The organism is Arthrobacter sp. SAFR-179, from assembly GCF_059414945.1.
The window spans coordinates 117586-136586 of record NZ_JBPFDM010000004.1 but is presented as its reverse complement, the minus strand read 5'-3'; the positions used below and the strand labels follow the sequence as shown (position 1 = coordinate 136586).

The following is a 19001-nucleotide window of genomic DNA, read 5'->3' as shown; positions in this document are numbered from 1 at the left end:
GGTTGTCGCTTGCAGCCCGGGAACTGCCCGGCCGTCTCACAGCATCCTGTCGTCAGTGCCGAATACGGCCAGCTCATCAGTGGTCACGCGGTTGGCAACGATGAAGGAGCGGTTCCCCACTTTCCAGAGTCCTACGCCCTTCGGAAGGTTCTCGACGTGCTCGCACTCCGCTTCCGTCAGGCCGAGCGCTTCTTTGGTCAGGCGCATCGCGTCGTGTTTCTGGCGGTAGATGATGCGAGTGTCAGCCTCCGTCAGCAAACCCAATGCCTTCTGCCGGTGCCCGCTGGTGCTGTCGCCGATCTCGTTCAAGTCTGCGACCTTGTGCATGATCAACAGGTTCGCAATCCCGTACGTTCGGGCGAGCCGCCACTGCTCGCTCATCTTCGCCAACATGTATGGATCGGCGAGCATCCGCCACCCCTCGTCGTACACGACAAGCCGTTTCCCGCCGTCGGGATTTGTAATTGCCGCTTCCAACCAAGTGGCCCCGCAGGCGGCTGCCAGCGAAAGCGCCTGTTCCGAGGCGCCGATCAGAGCGGACGTGTCCATCACCATGATGGGCGCGTCAGCGTCGAAGGCCACCGTGGACGGCGCATCGAACATCCCTTCAAGATCGCCGGACACTGTGCGCCGGAGCGAGTGGCTGACTGCGGTCCCGCCCTCCGCGCCTACTAAGGCGATCATCTCCTTTGATGGCTTCAGGAGATGGTCCAGCACCATGGGCAAGGTGGGGTTCGAGTTTTCCGACATGGTCTCCATCAGGGCAATGTCCAAAGCCGTGTGCTCCACCGGTCTCAGCGGCGTGCCCTGCCGCATGAGGGAGACCAGCGCTACAAGGAGATACCGACGGCGTTGCCTCACGACTGCTTGCCACTGCGCCTCGGTGAGAGCGCTGGGGCGGGGACCCGCGTCGAGCGGATTGACGCGTGCCGGACGGCCGGGCCCGACTGAAATGACCTTGCCACCCACTGCCTTGGCGACGGCGACCCATTCACCCTTCGGGTCGGACGCGACGGCTGCCTTTCGCCCCAGGGTGATCGACCGTGTCACCAACGACTTACCGCACATTGATTTGCCGGTGCCCACAGTTCCGATCACAACAATAGACGGCCCGCTAATTATGCCCTTGTCGTAGAGGATCCAGGGATCGTAGGAGAAAGCGCCGGATCCGAAGACGTCGGTGCCGATGTAGGTTCCTTCGTGGCCAAGGCCGGACTCGGTGAGGAAGGGATAGGCGGCGGCGAAGGTCATGGTGGAGGCGCGGTGTGGTGCAGGACGCAGCCGGTGTGGGCCGCGCAGGGAGTTCGGCTCCTTGCTGCCCCAGTCGCCGCCGACGTGCAGGTCGCCGAGATCGAGGCGTTTGTCGGCGAGAGCCGCGTTGGTCCCAGTGGCCGCGGATGGCGAGGTCCGCCGTCGTGCTTTCTCTTCCCTCCGCTTCTTCCCGGACGGAAGGTACTCGAAGCTCGTCGTAGCCCGTTTCACCGCAGGCCTCTTCCGAACGGCAGTCCGCCGGCGACGAACGCGGCCCATTGTTGACCGTAGAGAAGGCGCAGCTCGACGAAGGCCCCCGCGGCAGCGGATTCGAGTTCCTGGCGGTGCCGGGCGAGGTCCTCCATCGAGGTCGCGGTGACGGTGATGTAGGCGGCCGGGCGTACGTCACCGTGGCCGGCGACGATCTCTTCCTCCCGCTGGATCACTTCTTCCTCCTCGGCCTTTTGCTCCCGGGTGAGTGGCCTGTCGAAGCGGGCGTTGATGCGGCGGCGGGTCTCATGGGCTTCCTGCGCCGATCGGATATCGCGCAGCGCCTCGGCTGTGGGCACCGCCCGGATGACTTCGGTGAAGGTGTGGCGGAACTCGCCGACGTAGATCACGGGATGCAGGAAGCCGGGGAATACTTTCTGCCGTGGCCATTCGGCGACCCAGAAGGTCTGGTGGAACCCGCTGTCGGTGCGCAGATAGGTCCAGTGTTCTTCGACGGCCATGGGGCCGTGGCAGTGGACTTGGTCTTTCTCCGTACGTGCTGGAGAGTCCGACAGCGGTGCTGCCGCCAGCGCGGTTTTGGCTGAGGGCACAGCAGCGGGGTCGAAGGCACCACGAATGACGCCAAGAAATCCTGTTTCGCCGACCCACTCCTCCACGTTCACGTTGTGAGTGCCAAGGGACGTCTTCATCGCCTCAACTTCCAGGCGGAGGACGCGCTCCAGGCCGGTCAACCCACCGCCCGACTCCTTGATCCGGCGTCGAGACTTGCTCGTGTCCAAGACAATCGCGACCAGAAGTTCATGGCTCATGGTCGACCCGGCCGCGCCCAGCAAGTCCTCATAGGCGCGTTGTCCCCAAGTCGGCTGCGTGCTTTGAGACTGTTGCGCGTTGTTGCGGTAGAAGTCCCATAGCGCGGACGACGGGTACGGCACGGTGTAATCCTGAACGGCGACCCTGGCCACTCCGGGCCGTTGTGCCATACCGGCCTGCACACGCGACCATGCTTGGACAGACCACGCCTTGTCGTCTGAGTCGAGGAGGGCAAAGGACCGGGTACTGCAACGCAGGACGGCGACCGCTTCCCTCCCCTGCCGGTCAACGATAAAGCATTCGCCTCTGGCCGTCGTCCGGATTTCCAGGTTGCCGAGGCCGCCGGGGAGGGCGAGCCGTCCGGCCAGTTGGGGCGCTGCCGGCCTAACTAGGAAACGCGTCTGTCCGGCCGCTGCGCGGTAGAAGTAAAGGGCGATCTGTTTTGCCCAGACTGGATATGGGATGCGGGAGTACTGGAGGAGCCCGAGCAGCATGAGCCCAAGCCATATAGGGCCGGAGGTGAACAGGCCAGCTGGGCCGCTAGTCGCAGATGCAACGATGGCGACTGCGCCTCCCCCGGCCACGATCAGCAGCTGGTACCACTTGAGACCGAGGAAGAATCCCCGGCGTTCGTACCTGGGAAACTTGACGGGTTCGAGGGCGCGAGCGTCTTCAGACACGCGGATTACCTCCGTTCCGAGGGTCGATGTTTGTTGGATGCGGTTTCGGTGGCCGGACCCGTGATGCGCCTGGCGGGCTAACGTTCTGCGGCGCTTGCGGTTCGGCTTCTCCTGATGGCGACTGCCGAGTAGGTGCTGGGGCTGCGCCCGTGTGTCTCTGCGGGGCCGGGGGTACGAAGCCAGGCGGCTCCGGTTCGTGCAGCGCGTGGTCCGTCGTAGAGGTTCCCGGGTTTAGGGCCAGCGGACCTTCGCCGGCGCCTCTGCCTGGTCGGGAATTGGTGGGCGCTATCACTTGCGTCGGTATAACGTTGCGGCTGGAACTGATCGGCCGGGTCATGGCCGAGCGACTCACCATGCTCGCGAGTGTGAGCCTTCCGCCGACCTGCCTGCTGATCTGCCGCGCTGCAACGCTGCTGCTGCGGGACAGGATATGACCTCCTCCGGCAGTCTGTGCCGCTGCGGCGAGTTCCCCACCGGCAAAGCTCACCAGGCGCATGGCCATCAGAGGCGCGCCACAGGCAAGAACCATGCCCACAGTTCCCGCCGCCAGCCCTGCAAATGATTTGGATTCCGCGAAAAGCTTTACGGCGACGGCCAACACGGTTCCGGCCAAGGGTTTGGCGATCACCAATGCAGTGACCACTTCACACCAACGTCGCGCCCAGGACTTGGTCTTGTCCCAAGGCAACAACATGAGGGCGACTGGAGCGACTGCGGCCAAGACAACGAGCGCGAAGGAGCGAAAGATCATCGAGCACATCAGGATGAAGGCCAGAATCCAAACGACAACAACGGCCATCAAAGTCACCACGACTGCGCCTACGGGACCACCGCTTGTCCCAGGCGCCAAAGAAACCAAGTTCCATTCCCGTCCTGCTCCTTCGGGCGCCCGCTCAAATCCGAAGAGCCTCATGAACACCAGGTAGGGGTCAGAACCTATCGATTCGAGCAGTGCCGCGGAAGCTTGATCACTGGCGCGCGTCAGTTGCCGGACTAGGTAGACGGCCGCACCGACTAAGGGAATTGCGGCCGCTCCCCCGAGCATCGCCCGGCCGATGCGTCTCGGTTGCTGACTCATCAGCCCCGACAGGACTTGCAGGATCATCACAACAACAAGAGGCGTCATCATGACAATCGACCACCAGTTCGTCAGCCCTTCAATGGAGAGCCACTGTGAGTCGTCCACGTGCGAGATAGTGAAAGCGCCGGTAATGAAGGCCCATAACCATGACGCCATGTTTTGGAGGATGTTCGCGAAGAGTGACGTGACGGCGCCGAGGGCGTTGTCGTTCGCCTGTGAAACCAGTCCGCAGCCGGGCGGCCACCATCCGTTGAGGTCGCACTCGACAGGCATGGGTCAGAACCCGAGAGGGAACGCCGTCTGCGACCATAGGATGTAGCCGTTGATGCCGCCGAGGATGGCAGCCACCGGCCCCGTCCAAAGGAGGATAACTCCCCCGCTGGAGGCAAGACGGGAGGATTGGCTCAGTTTGCCGGCCAGCAGCAAGGCCGCCCCGATGATGGCCACGATGGCGATGATGATGAAGGCGCCGACGAGGATGCCGCCGCCAATCTGTTTGAGCGATTCCAGGAAAGGAAAGCTCGCGTTAGGGGTGATCCCCGGGTCAACCGCTGCAAAGTACATGAGTGTTCCGTCCGTCTGGTTTCATGGGGTGAGCAGAAGAGCTCACGGATTCATGGAGCTTGAGAAGCACAGCGACATGATCGCTCGTAAATACTGGCCGGGCTGCAACTCATGCAGTAACAACGCAAGGATTCCTTGGCCCGCACCGAATCTCCAGGAAGCGGCGAAACAAAGGTCAGGTGGAGAACCACGAAGACAAGAGGCACCATCATTGTCATCGTTGTTGTTACTTTCCTCATGAGGAGAAGGGCAGGGCACAACGGTTAGGCAGGAAATGACGATGGATCAGCTCAAAGCAGCCTTTGCGGGCAAGCGGGTGCAATACGCCGGCATGAACGGCACGACGGATCGGCCTGTGGGGAAAGTGTGGCGGGTAACCCGGTACGGCGTGTGGGTCACCTTCGATGACGGATCCCGTCAGCAACTCCACCCCGAGGGCCTACGCGTAATCAACTAAAAGCCCTGCCACAATCCCTAGCAAACCCGCATTGATTGGTCTCAGCGGGCCTGCATTCACATACGAATAACTGGGGGATCTGTTGGGGATTAACAACGGCGGCGCTGGGCTGCCCAATGCAATCTGCACTCGAATACCTGACGAGCTGGGATACGCAGCAGCAACAAACGGTTACGAAATTTTCTAGGATGACCGACTAAATCCGATTCAGAGGAAGTGCGCCATCGTCCACGAACGCATCCACGTTGAGCTGGGGCACACCACTAGGCAGAAGGAATCGGTGGAGAGGGGCGTCAGGTTTGAAGCTGCCCGCCGACTCCTGCCTGTTGTGACCGGGCAATGCGCTAATGAGCCCACGTTTGGAAAAGGCCGCTAAAGCTATGACGGTCACTAAGCGCGTGCTTATGGACCGCACCGCAATGATGAACGACGCCGAGGTCAAAGCAGCAGCTTGCGCTGACTGCCAACTCTGCCCGGTCATGGCAGCTAGGTTCAACACCAATCCCCCACCTTCCGTTGACGATTGGCACGAGCAGGTCCGTTGGGTTAACTAGGGTCCCTAAAGCCCGGCTCCACCAAACCATGCCTTCTGTTGAAGTTTTCGGACCGGCGACGGGATGGCTTGGTCCCAATGTTCGTGGTCTTGCCTTTAGAGACACGTCTGCTCTGTGCATCGCCCGTATGGCCTCAACGTCTGACTGTTGGAAGCGGATCCTGGTCCCGTACTTGGAGTGTGGCCACCGCTCCTTCACCATGAGCGTCCGGATGCTGCTAGTACTGATCTGGAGCAGTTTCGACAGGTCATCAACGGTGTATAGCCGGTCGCTTGGGACCTGAGCTTCTTCGGTTCCACCGACACATATTAACCGGGCATGTACTCGTAGTCGGGTTCAACGTCCTCGTACGGTGAGCGCAGCTTGTACTGTTGCCGTTCCTTCTCGCGTTCTTCTGCTTCTATACGGGCCATCATCGCCGCGAACCCATCCGGGTCAAACTTCACCATGCCGTGAACCGTAAAGCGGGGCCCTGACACTGGGCCGACGTTACGGCGAAATCCACCATTGTTACTAATTGACTGGAGGTCCCGCTCATCGAATGTCGGCACCTTCATTTACGCTAATCGAACTCGCACAAATCTCACCTCTTGGGGGCAACAGTTGAAGAAAGCACTACTCACCCTGCCTGTCGCGGCGCTGCTTCTAGCAGGGTGTAGCGGTACGCCGCAGAGTTCACCAACGGCACCAACAGTCGAGCCGATTGGTAGCAGCTCTGCATCCGCAGCAAGCACGCCGGCACCGACCTCGTCCAAGTCGGCAAGGGGAAACATCGTCAAGCAATTCGGCCAGGGTGCAAACATCACCGACACACAGCATGACAATAAGGAGATCGTGAACTTCACGGTCAACTCCATCGCCCCCGCCACCTGCACCGGACAGTACGCGCAGCCCGCGGAGAACGGCCATCTCATTGCCGTGGACATAGCCGCTGAAACAAAGCCTGAACTCGCAGAAGCGGTGATGACCAGCTATCACCTGAGCCCCAGCTCCTTCAAATTCGTTGCAGACAACGGAACCACTTACAACGGAAACCTCGGCACAGCAGCAACCTTTAGCTGCCTTCCCGATCCAGAACTGTTCCCGTCTGCTGGACTGGGGCCGGGAGAAAAGGCCGCCGGAAAGATCGTTATCGACGTTCCCGCACCCAGTGGAATTCTCGTGCTTAAGGCTCCAGGATCTTCCACCAACGGCTGGGAATACAAGTTCTAGCCATGAGCACAAAGATCGACAAGATTGGGAACACCGGGTGGGCGCTTCGCTGCACTATTCACGGCCTGATCGCAAATGAAAACGACAAGAGCCTCATCGAAGACATGCAACGGCGCCATGAACAGACCTGCGCCGGGAGTAAGGGGACAAAGTGAGCTTCATTAGTTCAGCAAGTGACGCCGATAAAGCCGCGAAGGCAGCCCGCGAAGCGTTTGGGCGAGCTGAAGATCCTGGGGTAGCGAAGCTGGCTGAGTCCGTCGAACACCTAGCCAAGGCTGTTGCCGAACTGGCCCGAACCCATCATCGCGATTCATAGGACACAGACACAGAATCCCCCGCCAGTTGGTAAAGCTGGCGGGGGATCCCTTGTTCTAACAGGTGCGCCCGTTAGCTACGGTGGCAGCTTGGTTCATACCGGGATTCACGCGCCCATCAACCTGGGCCAGCAGGTACTCGCCCGTGAATGCGTTCTGCACGTAGATGTTTCCGCCAGCCCCCGTGGAACCAGATGTTGCGGGGGTAAATGCAGGGGAACCAAAGCCCGAAACGGTAGGAACCGATACAAGCCCGTTCACGCTGGACTGCACACCAGACCGTGAAGCGTCGATACTCTGCACAACGCCGGCACCGATCATCAAACCAACCTGGTCACGGAACACCCTTGATGGCGAATAGATTCCAAGGAAACCCTTGACTCCGTCAAGCATCGCCCCGCCAACATCAGTGACAGCCTTCACAGCGCTACTGATCATGCCCGAGACACCGTTAACAAGGCGGCCCTGCACGATGGTCCGGCCCACATCCACCAGCCAGGAACCAGCGCCCCATAGTGCGCCCATGATCTTCCCCGGCAGGCTGGCGAAAAAACCCACCAGTGTCCCAATGAACGCAGCCGTGTTGGCCCCTGCCTGGTTGAAGGCACTGATAAAGAAGTTCCCGATGTTCTCAAGAACCCCGCCAACAATGGTCTGGGTCATGACCATGGCGACACTCTTAAAGGTGTAGGCGTTGCCGCCTGCTACGGCGTTGAGGTTGCCTGCTGCTTTGGTTAAGCCGGTGTAGTCCTTAATCCCATTGGAGGCGAGCTGCGCCATCGTGTTCTGGATGGTAGGCAGGTCATAAACCGTCTGGTCTAGCGAACTCCTCACCGGACTTCGTAGCCTGACCAATCGCACTGGTATCCAGGCCAGCGAAATTCATGGTGGCCTTGAACTTGTCCGTGGCATCACTTGCCCTAGAGGCCTCAGCTATCAGGCTCCCGAAACCGATAGCCCCGATAGCAACAATCGCTGGCCCTGCTAAGCCCTTGAACCCGGACGCAAAGCCACCGCCAGCAGCCTTACCGGTGTTGCTACCCTCAGCACCTACACCGCTAAGCTTTGCGAATCTCGCCGGCTACCTTGCTCGTATCAAGGCCCACACTGATCCGGGCCGCGCCTAATTTAATCGACAATTCGAGTTCCTTCTTCCTGTTTTTGGGCACAAAAAGGCCCGCACAATGGCGGGTTCATGGTTCTTGTTATTCAGTTATGAGTAGGTGAGGCCCCCCTTCCCGCGGGCCCTTCAGCGGGCACTGGAAGCCCCTCTAAAGGGTTCTAGATGTGGAAATGGGACCGCGCGGGGGGATATTCATCGCTATGCCGGAGGTGCGACAGTGAGGGGTGGGGAGGGTGTACTCCCCACCCCCATTGACTGGGGCCGGTATGGTTTTGCTTATCTACGTCTTGATTTGGGGGAACCTGCTATGTCAGATGAAGCAAACGAGAATGTTGCACGCTTCGTGTCGAACTCATTGATGCAAGTGCCGGGCTGGGAGGCGCTAACCAAGACTGCTAACGGGGAAAACACAGCGCGGTGGCTCAATGCCCTGGTCTACTCCCTAGGAGGTAGCCCACTGTTGGCCTTCGATGGACTGCTGGTGGATACGACGCAAGCGGAGGCTGTTGCCATCAGCGAGGACCGCGTCATACGCGCCAGGGGCAGAGTTGACGGAAGCTTCCCTGTCATTGCGGTTTACCCGCGCCACTCCTTGAAAGCCTTGGAGATCATCGAGCCAGGTACTGCCATCGACACTTGGCAAATGGATGCAATCCCAAACCCCCGCGTTCGACTTACCTATGGAGAAGCAACGTTCAATCTCCCGCTTGGTGACTCGGCAAACCGGCTTGTTTCCCGTCAGGTGAACAACCTGCTGCCCGCACTGTTCGAGGATCTAGGGCAAAACCAGGCTGCTACTCAGAACTAATCAGGCGCTGGCTGCGAGTTGTTCGAGTGCTGAGTCAGGGCCGGCGTTGCGGATTTCGTCAGGGGTGAACATGTGGAATGTGGCTGCTTCGAAGATCAGGTCGCCTATTCCGTGGCTCGAGTTGGGGTTGGGCCGTTCGATGTCCCAGAGCTGTTCGAACTTGGCCTCGTAGTAGGGGTGGGCTTCGATGTAGGTGTTTGCGACGTTGGCCCACTGCGATTCGACGGCGCGTGTGACGAGGGCTTTTACGAGTACGTCGTCACCACTCAGTGTTGCACGGTTCAGGAGTTCGAGGGCTTTCTGATCATCGCGTGCATCGATCGCTGCGACTCGTTCCTGAGCGTCCCGGATGCTGATGGCGGTGTTGGGGTAGGCGGTGCCGGCGTGGCCGAACAGGTCGCGGCTTAGCTGGTTGATCGTGCGAGTCCGGTTGGCTTCTTCTTCGGCCTGGAGCTGTTCGACGTGCTTCTGGTAGCGAGGTATGTAGTGGCGATGTGGGCGCGTTTCCCTGCTGGGGTGAGGCGGGAATTTTTGCGGATGTTGTCGAGCTGGTAGCGCAGATCTTCCTTTAGCTGCGCGGCTTTCTGGCCCTGCGGGGTTTCTGCGGATGAGTACTTCGCCATGGTGTTTCTCCTTTGTTGGGGAAGGTCTATATGTTGATCATCCCGCGGCTTCCGGCGTGTGCGCGAGGGTGCTTCCGGTGACGGTAGGGAGCGGTGTGGCATCATGACGAAGTGCCTACTGATGAGTCGATAGAAGCTGCTGAGTACTACGCCGAAACTCTGCGTGCTTATGACCGGGTGAACTCGGCTTATAAGCGGAACGAGGCGAGCAGGGCGGATCTGGATGCTGCCTGGTTTGCGCGTGTGAAAGCGTTTGAGAACTTGAAGCGGCTGGAGCAGGCGGCAGCCTCGGAACGTGAGCACGCTGATGACTGAGGAACTTGCCAAGCGTCCAAGGTTCTTGACTGTTAGCCAGGCCGCGGAGGAACTAGCGGTTGGTGTTCCGACAATCCGGCAGTTGATTAGCACTGGTGAGTTGCGGGCGTTGCAGATTGGTGGCCGTGGGATCTGGCGAATCGGGGTCCAGGACCTTGAGGACTACATCGAGAAATCCTATCGCGAAACTGCTGAGCGCATAGCCATCGGTGATGTGGCTGACGAAGTTAGCTCTGAAGATTAGGCAGTTCAAACGTGGATCCGACCCTGTCATTTGTCATGGCCCTGATAGCCCTGGTGCTCACCGTCGTGAACATCACCGTGACCGTGGTGAACTTTAATAAGTCCGCCGGGCGAGTGGTGGTTGAGATGAATGCTGCGCTCCTCAACCCTGCACGCTCCCTTGTTGCAAATGACAAAGGCACATGGGGCTTAAGACTGCTGAATTACGCATCAACCGGCGTTGAACTGGTGAAAGTTGTCATAGAGAATCCCGGCAGAACCGCGGCGACCATCGCAAAGTTGGACTTCAGGGTGGAGGGATCCGCGGATGCAGACTTCGCCATGGGTGTAAAGCCGATCGCCATCAAGAATCTAAGCCGCACGCTAGGTGGAACATCGTCTGAGAACGAAATTGCCGCGCCGGCTCGAGCCGTACGATCAAGTGGTTTACCTGCTCGATTTCTGGGCCGTAGCCAATCACGTGTTCGCTGAGGAACCAAGGCTCCGTCAGATCAACATATGGGTGTCCGTCAAAGTCGCAGGGCAACCGCAGCCTTACGAATCCAAGAAGCACGGTTATTGGACTGTCAGAAGAGAATGGATTTCCTTTATTCCGCCCTACACCAGAAGGACTGCCCAAAGTCTTATCTTGACGAGCCTCATGACCCTCTTCGAGGAGCCTGGTCAGAATCCTTATTTGGTTGACTTGGCCAATAAGGTAGAAGAGCGAATATCACATAAAAGTTCCTCTTTGGAGATCACTTCCGAACTACAGAAAATCCTGGGACCCGGAGGTGAGTTCGATGGTGATCTAATCGGCCCCTACAACATTTGGGGCATTATCTCTTTTGGCTTCGACGTTAGGAGCCAACTGGATGCTTTTGGCCAAAACGTTACTTGGGCAAGCGACCACGGCGAGCAGGTGACAGCCAAGCATGACGCGGCCCACGGCGACTCTGATTTAGAGCCGGCAGACTGAAGCGTCAGGAGTCCCCCCAAGAGAACGCCTGCCCTCATGCTAATGGTTGACTAATCCCTGAGGACAGGCGAAGACCCCGAGGCCTTGGGGGTTGCTCGGGGTCTTCTGGCTCCTACCTTTACCCGGGGGAAGGTTGCGGTAGTCGCTTCGAAAAGGTTACTGCTGAGCACCCCCAGCAACTTGCGTTAATGCATCTGCGACCTGCGTTCATGCAGATTCGTATCTGGCCGCCGACGGCTCGTCGGTCGGCTTCACACGTACTCATCAGTTGAGTGAAGAGGACAGAAGGCCCCGCGCTAGTCACATTGCTGCGGGGCCTTCCTTCTATCGCCTAGGAACTTTTCCCAGGTCCTTAACTGCCGTTGGCCTGAAGGAATGCCACGTATTCGGCAAGGCTGACCTTCGCCACGTCCAAGCTGTGGCCATAGCCGCCAGCGTGTTTGGTACTGGCCGATGAGCCGATGGTAGAGGCAAGTCCTGTCACGGTTGCCTGCGGCACTGGGGTGTCGCTGAAGGCCTACCAAAACTTGGTGGGGATGCCAGCGAGGCTGGCGGCAAGGGTCGTTGGGTTGGAATCGGCGCCGTTGGCTGCCTGCGTCCATGTGCCGCCGTAGGCAGACGCTGCCCGTGGCGGACTTTGCGACGGTAGTGGGCGTGGTGGTGAAGTTCAGAGCGGCGACTCTGGAATAGGTGTAATCAACCAAAATGGATTCTCCTGTTGTTGGGTATAAAAAAGCCCGCTCCGTGGCGGGCTTGAAGTTACTTGTAGTGAGTTTTTCTGGGCAGGAAAAAGGCCCCAAGTCTTGAACTTCTTGGGGCCTTTCAGCGTGTTTCGTGGACGTACTAGGCAGCCTCAGCTTGAGCGAACTCATCGACCATGGCTGCCAGGCCATCTTCAAAGCGTGTGGAACTGACGTCTTCCAATGCTTGAATCTGCCAGTTTTCCCACTTCTTTACAGGTCCTTGAAGTAACGCAATCCTGTGTTCGGCTGGGATAGTAGAACTCGCGAAAAGAGATATCGTGTGATCAAAGCTAGCCATACGGTCGGAGGCACCCACCGCTTGGATGTAGTTCACGTTCTTAATACCTACGGAACAAGTAACCATTCGGTTTGCCCCGTACTTGCCTGGCATGATCGCCCTTGGTACGACGGTAAGTCTGCTGCCAAGTGTGCTCACGACACGCTCCGAGAAGGTCTTGGGCCTATATTGCGATGCCATTACCCGGAGTCCGTCCGCGCGGATAGCTGAGTCAGCAACGGCGCTCAGTGCCGTACTGAGGGATTCCCTGTCAGCAAACGCGCTCAGTTCCCAGTCCTCAGCCGATAAGGCGGGGCCGAAACCAATAGAGTTGCGAATTTGCTGCCAAGCCGCAGCAATCTGCTTGCGCCCAAGATCGACCCCGGCCATGTCTAAGTGATCAGACAACAGGCCCTGGTCGTTAATCTGCGCAGTCGTTCCCTCGAACTCCACCTGGAGTTGCACAGGTGTACCGTCATGGAGCGTCTGAGGCAACGTGAAGAGGAAGCCGCTGCCGTTAGGCTCGACGTGGATCTGACGGCGGTATTCGGAGACCAGTTCATCGACGAAGCTAGATGCGATGCTCATGTTCTCTTACCCTCCTTCCACGGGTCGTTCCATACGACGTTGCTGGCTTCTATTCTGTAGTGCTGAACGAAGTATTGGAACACTGATCTATAACTAGCTGGAGCCACTATTCCTTCCCGCGGGAAGTTCAGTGGCGGGCGCGGATCGCCGTCGAACGTTGATCTAGCCTCAGGATACGGCGTCTCCTGAATATGGGTGCAGTCGTAGAATTCAGGCCCTTCCCGGTGTTTCCCGTTTACGTCCAAGCGCAGCATGCACACGTCCCGCGTGATAAGCAGAACGTGTGGCGAATAGGGGCGTTTCGGGTTGATCTTCATCCGCAGTTCGATCTCACCCTGCGCTAGAGATGGATGCGTCGCCGGTATGCGAGTCGCGTACGAGGCCCCAGCCTTCGCCCAAGTCATCGAGCCAGAAGCCGTAATTAGTCCGCCGTCTCGAAGCATGAGGAACTCTTTGTACGAATACGTCATACCGTGTGAACCTCAACACGCAAACCAACCAGAACAGGTATGAGGTCTCGCGAAACAGCGCTGATGACGGCCCCCAATCCGTGAGAAGCTGCATCCCCACCCGTATAACGCAGCTTCCACAGAATACAGGACTCCGGAGTTGACCAGTCGCAGGAACCGTTAGTAGATCGCACCGCTACCGTTAGGGTGCGCTTGCGATCTGTTCGAGCATGCCTTCGCTACCGGGAAATTTCGGCTGGTGTCTGGATGGAGTAGCTCATGGCGTGGCTTTGATGGCGTGTGGGGTTTCGGATCCGGTGAGGTATGCCATGTGATGTCCTTATGCTGCTTGGGCCGCTTTGGCGGCGCTGAAGTGGGCGATGTCCTCGTTAGTGATACGCCAGCGCCCGTCCACGTTCGTGGCGGGTAGTCGGCCTTCCTTGATCGCGAGGCGCACAGCCCTGCCCGTGATCCCAAGTCTTATGCCGGCCTGGGTGGTGGTCTTCCACTGCCTAGAGGATCCCGTGACTTCCGGCTCCGCGGCCTGTGGGCTTCCTGTCGCGGTTTCCCGCCATGGCAGGGCTGCGAGACGTAGGGCCACCAATACGTTGTCGGCTTCCGGATCCATGCCGCGAGAGCCGATACGGACGCTATTAAGGTTTGCGTGACACTCCAACCATGTAGCGATACGCGCCGGCACAATCACAACTGGCGCCGCAACTCCGTGAACGTAGGCGGACGGTGGGCGTTCAGCCGTCAAGCCTGCCTCCGCTTCCGGTAGGGAGTAATGTCTCCGAGGATTATCGAGTCAGCTAGGCCACGGTTGACCAGGTCCCGCGCGAGAGCGGAACCGATGATCTTGCCGCTTGGTGCTGGGCGGCTCTTGCGTTTCTTCCAGCCGGTGCTGGGCGGCTCTTGCGTTTCTTCCAGCCGGTGCCATGCTTCTGCGTCATGCCGCAGCCTCCCTTTCGAAAATGTCCAGTATGTCGTGAATGCCGTCCGCCACCCTGCGGGCATCTTCCTCGGTAAGAACACCTACAAAACGGGTGCCCTGGATGATCGCTAATCCGTTGTCGTGGCCGTCATCGTCCGGGCGCATGAGTTGTGCCGGGATAACCCGTGTGGCCGTCGATGCTGCAAGGTTCTTCGTGTGGTGCTGTCGGCTCGCCCGGAAGCTGCGTGTCCTTACTTCGAGGGTCATGTGTTTGCTTTCGCGTAGTGGTCGGGGTCGATGTCCAGATGGAGCAGTTGCAGCCGGATAGAAGCCAGCCAGTCATCCTTATGAAGGTGCTTCAGGAGTTCGACTGTGACCTGACAGAGGATTTCGTTCGTGCCGGCCTCGTCAAGTGGCGCTACGGCCTCTGCATTCAAAATGCGGATTGAACGTGGTGGCTCCCGGTAGCCTGTCTAGCCCGGCAATAGGCTGAAATAGGCTGTGCCCTGATTCCAGCTGATTGGATGCAACAATGTCCCAACGCTAGGGTTCAGGGCACTCCACATCATCCCGTTACCGGCATAGATCCCAACGTGGCCCCAGTTGTCTGGTCCTTGCGGATTCTGAACGACTAAATCCCCCGGCTGCGGGTTATCTGTCCGCAACCCCACGCGCCACTGCTCCACCCGCGGCAGCTGGATTCCGACCTGTCTATAGATCCACTGTACGAACCCGGAGCAGTCCCATGCCTTGAAAGAGCTGCCGCCCCACACATATCGTCCGCCGAGGCCCTCCTGAGTGAATCGCAAAATGTCCTGACGCAGTTGGCTCAGGTTGCGCGTTGATCCGACCAGTTGGCTCGCTGGCTGCCGGCTGTCACAAGGAGTAGGAACAGTGTCAGCCTCCAGGGCATTGACGATCGCTGTAGCCGCCAACTCCCAGCGCGCATAGAGCTCGGGAAAGGCAGAGACCTGGACCGCCTGGGCGGCCATTCCCTTGTCCATCGCCTCCCAGCCACGTATATCAAGCAGCCCACGTGGACTTCCTCGGTTTGGTCCAGTCGGCCCACCGTAGAACGCCCGCGCGTTGTACGAGGGATCCATCAACTCGGCAACTGTGCCCCAGCCTGCCGTCGGGCGCTGTTGAGCTGAGCCAACAGAGTCGTGGTCCCGCCCGAGGCCGTCATTCGGGTAATTCAGGGAGTCCGGCACGACTGGATTGGCAAGCACGCGGAGGCTCGACTCCTGCAGCGCCATCATGATCGCGATGATGTACCCAGAACGGGGTAAGGCAAGCTGCTTGCCCACAGCGATGTACGTCCTTGCGACGCTCTCTTGCCGAGGCGTTAGAACGTAAAGTAACTGACCGGCAGCGCGGATCTCCAGGCCAGCGCCATTGACCTCTGTGTCAAGGCCAGATGGCGCACAGGCAACAGTGCGCTGACCGTCAATGCCCGTCAGTACGGCCAGCCCTCCCAAAAAAGCCATCCCCCCGACAAGCAGGACGGCCACCCCTGCCGCGGAAACACCCTTCAACAACGCCCGCCGTCGCGCGAGAAGACCGACGGCTGCTAGGGCTGCCATCAGTAAACAATCCGCTCTGAAGTCGCATAGAAACCGACCACTGCGCAGCGTCCAGCCGGAGCAGTGGCCGCTGGCGGACAATTGACCATGACAGTGACTGGTGCCGCGTAGGCGCTGTAACTCTTGCTCGACTCGTCCACGACCTGAACTGTCACAGTGCAAACGTGGAGGCCATCCCAAGGCGCTGGATACTCCTGCACTTTTGCCAGCGCAAGGTCGCAGCGCAGTGTTTGAGCAGTGCCGCTTCGCCTTGCAGACTGCTCAGCAAGCACGGTGAAGCTGCCAGCTGTCACCCCAGTAGCTTCAAACTCCCGAACCAGCGCTGACAAAGGGTTTGACCCATCTGGAAGAAGCTCCCACCAGGACCGCACACGAGCATAAATGTCGGAGTACGAAGAAGAACGGCTGTCCCATGTATAAATGCCCTGGGCTGCCGCCAGAGCAAGCGCCCTGTAATCCTGAGTGTGAGGCAGTGAGCCATTAGTAGGCTGAACCGGTACCTTGACTTCAGTAGAGGCAGCTGAGGGGCGGTTCTGACCTGACGAAGTATCCGATGGCTTGGGTGCAGCGTCCGGCGCCGTCGCAGAAGGCCGAGGCGCGGCATCCCCGCCAGAATCGGCGGGCCAAAGCAGGAAGACTGCGCTGACCATCAACAAGGCAACGAGTGCTGCGGCCAATAAGCGTTGGCGGCCAAACCTCCGAATTAAACTCATCGCTCCCCCGGGATTCTGAAAACCATGCTCTAGACAGCCGGCACATGTGCTTCATGCTGGATTACGCGCCAGGCCGCCCGGTACAGCTGCCGGGCGAAGCCAATGTTCACGGCAATGTACCTTTCCGAAACGCCTAGCTCACTCGCCAAGGCAGCCATCTGCGCGGATCTCTCCGGTCCACGTAAGCCCGGGCGGACTATCGACATGGCAACTCGCCGAAGCACCTTGGAGGGAAGGCAGTTGGCAGCCAATCGGCACAGGCCGTCCAGCCCTACCCCTGCCTCTGGGTGGCAGTTCAGCGCCGCATTGAGTGTCTTGGCGGTCTGCCGTACGACAGTGACCGCATGCCAGCGGCGGCGGTCCTGGGGAGACGGCGGGCCGTAATGCCGCGGGCTGACAAGGCTGGATATGGCGAGCTTCCAGGTTTCCTCAGTAACGCTTCGGTGAACCAGATCCAACATGGAATGTGCCCATGCCTGATCGATGCAGCCTTCCGCACTGCCCGAAAGGGCTGAGAAACCGATGACCGCAAGAACCTCCGGGGACCCTTCCGCCGCCGTGAAGTCCACGAGCAAAGGCAGCGTTTGATGAGCGAGCTCGCGTCGAATATGGGCGGCACAGATCTTGTTGCAGACTCCCTGCACCCAAGCTTCGAAAGGGATCCCCGGCAGTTCCCGGTAGCGGCCCTTCGCAACCCCGTCCCAGACAGCGACTCGGATCTCCTGCAGGACATCCTCCACGTCGCAGGACCGTCCTATCCGTCTCAGGCGAGAGTTCACGTAAGGGTGAACGCCATCCACCGCAACCAGCAGCCGGTCGATAGCGATGAGGGTTTCGCCCGGCGGGGGTGTACTGCGCAGCGAGATATCCACCGCGACAGAAGCCGTTGACGGGTTCTTCGTTTGCAACGCCTTAGATTCAATTTCCATGGCTTCACCGGCTTTGACTGTACAGATCAGTACTTCGCAGGGCCGCGCGAGTGCGGCCCCGGTGTGTGGATTTGGAGGCCCACAACGATCAGCAGAAGCTACACCAATTATTGTCGAAGATACTTAAAGTATCGTCAAGAGTGCTGTTCTTACTTTTTCCGGGATCTTCGGGAAGAATGGCGCTATGCCGAGAATTACGCAGCCGCATGACGAGGCCTGGTCGGCCGACGTCGAGGCCGCAGTCGCGACGTTCGGTAACAGGTCGCGCAATGAGATTCTCCGGTTCCTTACCGCGAGCGGGCCGGCAACCCGGGGCGACATCGTCGCCGCGGTCAGTGCCGGCGATCCCAGCGTAGCCAAGCACCTCGCCGCGCTAGAGGAAGCTGGCGTGGTGATGGTCGACGTCGAGCCCGGCCGCAGGCACGGACGGTCGCCCAGGTATTCCGCGAACCCCGTCCGGATCAAGGAGCTGCTCGACGCCCACCTGAAATACCTGCTGGAAGAACAAGAGTAGTCCAGCAGCGACCTATCCCTCCTGCTCCGGCGACTCCGGGGGCTCCGTTTGTGCATTCGCCGCCCGCTCTCCTTCTGGGCGCCTGCTGATGTCTTTGTTCAGGTATTCCGTAATTGCTCGAAGTGTTTCCGGCGACACGTCCCCGAGAGTGCGGGCAGCGAAAGTCTTCACCCTGGCAGCGCGCAATGACTTCACAAACTCAAGCTGCGAGTCGATGCGCTGGGGCAGGTCGGTCGAATCAGCATCCAGCAGATAAGCGGGATCCACATTGAAGATTTCGCATAAAGCACCCAGCAAGGCAGGGTCGCTTACTAGTCTTCCCGTACCGTCTTTCATGTAAAACCAACGGGCCCTGGACAGCTTGATCCCTTTGTCCGCCAGCTTCTCCTGAACCTCACGGAACGTGATCGGTTGCCCCCGCTCCGCCATCACGACGTCGAGCAATAGGTTCAGGCGGCGGGCCAGCTCAGCTTGAGGAGACAAACCCGTGGTCCCCGTGTGCTTATCGTTGCTGGCCACGACTCACCTCCCGAACGTTGCAAATACACCTGTCAGACTCGTGGTGATGCTCAGTATTCCGGGGGTTCCCCAATCACGCAATGAGTGCCGGCGCTCGCTTCCCTCAGCTCGCCCTAAGGCGTATCGTTTTTGCTGTAGACCCGTCTACAGCGGGCACAAAACTCTTCTCACTGGTTGTGGTCTCCATGCCAAACATCTTGATGCATAGGACGCGAAGCAAGATCATCCGCTTCCTGATGGCCCATGGTCCGGCAACCTGCGAAGACGTAGCTGCCGCTTTCAGCCGGTCAGCGCCCTCCCTCCAAGGGCAGCTGAGCCTCCTATACGAAGCCGGCTTCCTAACGTTTGAATCGGGCCGCTACAGGGCTCGACGAGACGAGATCGAGAGGCAGTTATCGGAGCTTGCAGCTCTGTTTCAGTCCGAGGACAGCGACTTCAAGGACCATCTAACGGAAGCATCCCACTTCTCGCCGTCGCCGTTCCGCTCCAACGAGTGACCCGGAAAGTAGAAACGTCCCGAGCAAGCAC

Annotated in this window: 25 protein-coding genes; 10 read left to right on the top strand and 15 right to left on the bottom strand. The window is 59.3% G+C overall.

Annotation, left to right across the window (positions count from 1 at the left end):
- Window positions 1-36 precede the first annotated feature (36 nt).
- Genes ACR65K_RS09420 through ACR65K_RS09405 form a run of 4 tightly spaced genes read right to left on the bottom strand, consistent with a single transcriptional unit; the run spans window position 37 to window position 4617 of the window.
- Entirely contained in the window at window positions 37-1482 is a 1446-nt protein-coding gene (locus ACR65K_RS09420; protein WP_440152424.1) for a putative type IV secretion/conjugal transfer ATPase, read from the bottom strand.
- Window positions 1479-2972 (bottom strand): SCO6880 family protein, encoded by a 1494-nt coding sequence (locus ACR65K_RS09415; RefSeq protein ID WP_440152423.1) that lies wholly within the window; start codon window positions 2970-2972, stop codon window positions 1479-1481. Before ACR65K_RS09415 ends, ACR65K_RS09420 begins: the two co-directional genes overlap by 4 nt.
- Entirely contained in the window at window positions 2965-4326 is a 1362-nt protein-coding gene (locus ACR65K_RS09410; protein ID WP_440152421.1) for a type IV secretion system protein, read from the bottom strand. Before ACR65K_RS09410 ends, ACR65K_RS09415 begins: the two co-directional genes overlap by 8 nt.
- 3 nt (window positions 4327-4329) lie before the next feature.
- Window positions 4330-4617 (bottom strand): hypothetical protein, encoded by a 288-nt coding sequence (locus ACR65K_RS09405; protein WP_141181334.1) that lies wholly within the window; start codon window positions 4615-4617, stop codon window positions 4330-4332.
- A 280-nt stretch (window positions 4618-4897) separates the two neighbouring features.
- Here ACR65K_RS09405 and ACR65K_RS09400 point away from each other — a divergent pair, with 280 nt between their 5' ends.
- Entirely contained in the window at window positions 4898-5074 is a 177-nt protein-coding gene (locus ACR65K_RS09400; protein ID WP_440152420.1) for a hypothetical protein, read from the top strand.
- A 344-nt stretch (window positions 5075-5418) separates the two neighbouring features.
- On the opposite strand, the gene ACR65K_RS09395 is transcribed toward ACR65K_RS09400, so the two are convergent.
- Both ACR65K_RS09395 and ACR65K_RS09390 read right to left on the bottom strand, forming a co-directional pair.
- The gene (locus ACR65K_RS09395; protein ID WP_440152627.1) at window positions 5419-5937 is read right to left on the bottom strand and encodes a helix-turn-helix domain-containing protein; all 519 of its coding nucleotides are present in this window, start codon (window positions 5935-5937) and stop codon (window positions 5419-5421) included.
- Window positions 5937-6077: a hypothetical protein gene (locus tag ACR65K_RS09390; protein WP_440152419.1), complete on the bottom strand. Its 141-nt coding sequence runs from the start codon at window positions 6075-6077 to the stop codon at window positions 5937-5939. The genes ACR65K_RS09395 and ACR65K_RS09390 overlap by 1 nt, the downstream gene beginning before the upstream one ends.
- 154 nt (window positions 6078-6231) lie before the next feature.
- Here ACR65K_RS09390 and ACR65K_RS09385 point away from each other — a divergent pair, with 154 nt between their 5' ends.
- Together ACR65K_RS09385 and ACR65K_RS09380 are read left to right on the top strand one after the other, a co-directional pair.
- Window positions 6232-6840, top strand: coding sequence for a hypothetical protein (locus tag ACR65K_RS09385; protein WP_440152418.1), 609 nt, complete (start codon window positions 6232-6234; stop codon window positions 6838-6840).
- Between the two features lie 2 nt (window positions 6841-6842).
- Window positions 6843-6995: a hypothetical protein gene (locus ACR65K_RS09380; protein ID WP_440152417.1), complete on the top strand. Its 153-nt coding sequence runs from the start codon at window positions 6843-6845 to the stop codon at window positions 6993-6995.
- A gap of 216 nt (window positions 6996-7211) precedes the next feature.
- On the opposite strand, the gene ACR65K_RS09375 is transcribed toward ACR65K_RS09380, so the two are convergent.
- Complete coding sequence (locus tag ACR65K_RS09375) at window positions 7212-7934, bottom strand: phage tail family protein (RefSeq protein WP_440152416.1); 723 nt, start codon at window positions 7932-7934, stop codon at window positions 7212-7214.
- Window positions 7935-8584: 650 nt separating this feature from the next.
- On the opposite strand from ACR65K_RS09375, the gene ACR65K_RS09370 reads away from it, so the two are divergent.
- Window positions 8585-9085, top strand: coding sequence for a hypothetical protein (locus tag ACR65K_RS09370; protein ID WP_440152415.1), 501 nt, complete (start codon window positions 8585-8587; stop codon window positions 9083-9085).
- A gap of 404 nt (window positions 9086-9489) precedes the next feature.
- Here ACR65K_RS09370 and ACR65K_RS09365 read toward each other — a convergent pair whose 3' ends face one another.
- On the bottom strand, window positions 9490-9708 hold the full coding sequence (locus ACR65K_RS09365) for a hypothetical protein (protein WP_440152414.1): 219 nt from the start codon (window positions 9706-9708) through the stop codon (window positions 9490-9492).
- A gap of 111 nt (window positions 9709-9819) precedes the next feature.
- Here ACR65K_RS09365 and ACR65K_RS09360 point away from each other — a divergent pair, with 111 nt between their 5' ends.
- The 4 genes from ACR65K_RS09360 to ACR65K_RS09345 all read left to right on the top strand — a co-directional run bounded on the left by ACR65K_RS09360 (window position 9820) and on the right by ACR65K_RS09345 (window position 11224).
- The gene (locus ACR65K_RS09360) at window positions 9820-10023 is read left to right on the top strand and encodes a hypothetical protein (protein ID WP_440152413.1); all 204 of its coding nucleotides are present in this window, start codon (window positions 9820-9822) and stop codon (window positions 10021-10023) included.
- Window positions 10004-10267, top strand: a complete 264-nt coding sequence (locus ACR65K_RS09355) for a helix-turn-helix domain-containing protein (protein ID WP_440152412.1) — start codon at window positions 10004-10006, stop codon at window positions 10265-10267. The genes ACR65K_RS09360 and ACR65K_RS09355 overlap by 20 nt, the downstream gene beginning before the upstream one ends.
- 11 nt (window positions 10268-10278) lie before the next feature.
- On the top strand, window positions 10279-10737 hold the full coding sequence (locus tag ACR65K_RS09350; protein ID WP_440152411.1) for a hypothetical protein: 459 nt from the start codon (window positions 10279-10281) through the stop codon (window positions 10735-10737).
- 169 nt (window positions 10738-10906) lie between these two features.
- A complete protein-coding gene (locus ACR65K_RS09345; protein WP_440152410.1) occupies window positions 10907-11224 on the top strand; it encodes a hypothetical protein in 318 nt (105 codons plus the stop codon).
- Between the two features lie 843 nt (window positions 11225-12067).
- Here the strand turns inward: ACR65K_RS09345 and ACR65K_RS09340 are convergent.
- The 6 genes from ACR65K_RS09340 to ACR65K_RS09315 all read right to left on the bottom strand — a co-directional run bounded on the left by ACR65K_RS09340 (window position 12068) and on the right by ACR65K_RS09315 (window position 17440).
- Window positions 12068-12832, bottom strand: a complete 765-nt coding sequence (locus ACR65K_RS09340) for a hypothetical protein (RefSeq protein WP_440152409.1) — start codon at window positions 12830-12832, stop codon at window positions 12068-12070.
- Window positions 12829-13302 carry a hypothetical protein gene (locus ACR65K_RS09335; RefSeq protein ID WP_440152408.1) on the bottom strand — a complete coding sequence of 158 codons (474 nt, stop codon included), beginning with the start codon at window positions 13300-13302 and terminating at the stop codon, window positions 12829-12831. Before ACR65K_RS09335 ends, ACR65K_RS09340 begins: the two co-directional genes overlap by 4 nt.
- Window positions 13303-13621: 319 nt before the next feature.
- Complete coding sequence (locus ACR65K_RS09330) at window positions 13622-13909, bottom strand: helix-turn-helix domain-containing protein (protein ID WP_440152406.1); 288 nt, start codon at window positions 13907-13909, stop codon at window positions 13622-13624.
- 321 nt (window positions 13910-14230) lie between these two features.
- On the bottom strand, window positions 14231-14482 hold the full coding sequence (locus ACR65K_RS09325) for a hypothetical protein (protein WP_440152405.1): 252 nt from the start codon (window positions 14480-14482) through the stop codon (window positions 14231-14233).
- 206 nt (window positions 14483-14688) lie between these two features.
- Complete coding sequence (locus ACR65K_RS09320) at window positions 14689-15522, bottom strand: C40 family peptidase (RefSeq protein ID WP_440152404.1); 834 nt, start codon at window positions 15520-15522, stop codon at window positions 14689-14691.
- 1018 nt (window positions 15523-16540) lie between these two features.
- Complete coding sequence (locus tag ACR65K_RS09315; RefSeq protein ID WP_440152402.1) at window positions 16541-17440, bottom strand: RNA polymerase sigma factor; 900 nt, start codon at window positions 17438-17440, stop codon at window positions 16541-16543.
- Window positions 17441-17624: 184 nt separating this feature from the next.
- Here ACR65K_RS09315 and ACR65K_RS09310 point away from each other — a divergent pair, with 184 nt between their 5' ends.
- Window positions 17625-17954 carry an ArsR/SmtB family transcription factor gene (locus ACR65K_RS09310; protein WP_440152401.1) on the top strand — a complete coding sequence of 110 codons (330 nt, stop codon included), beginning with the start codon at window positions 17625-17627 and terminating at the stop codon, window positions 17952-17954.
- A 12-nt stretch (window positions 17955-17966) separates the two neighbouring features.
- Here the strand turns inward: ACR65K_RS09310 and ACR65K_RS09305 are convergent, their stop codons facing one another.
- A complete protein-coding gene (locus ACR65K_RS09305) occupies window positions 17967-18473 on the bottom strand; it encodes a hypothetical protein (RefSeq protein WP_440152399.1) in 507 nt (168 codons plus the stop codon).
- An 80-nt stretch (window positions 18474-18553) separates the two neighbouring features.
- On the opposite strand from ACR65K_RS09305, the gene ACR65K_RS09300 reads away from it, so the two are divergent.
- On the top strand, window positions 18554-18970 hold the full coding sequence (locus tag ACR65K_RS09300; protein WP_440152398.1) for an ArsR/SmtB family transcription factor: 417 nt from the start codon (window positions 18554-18556) through the stop codon (window positions 18968-18970).
- Window positions 18971-19001 lie beyond the last annotated feature (31 nt).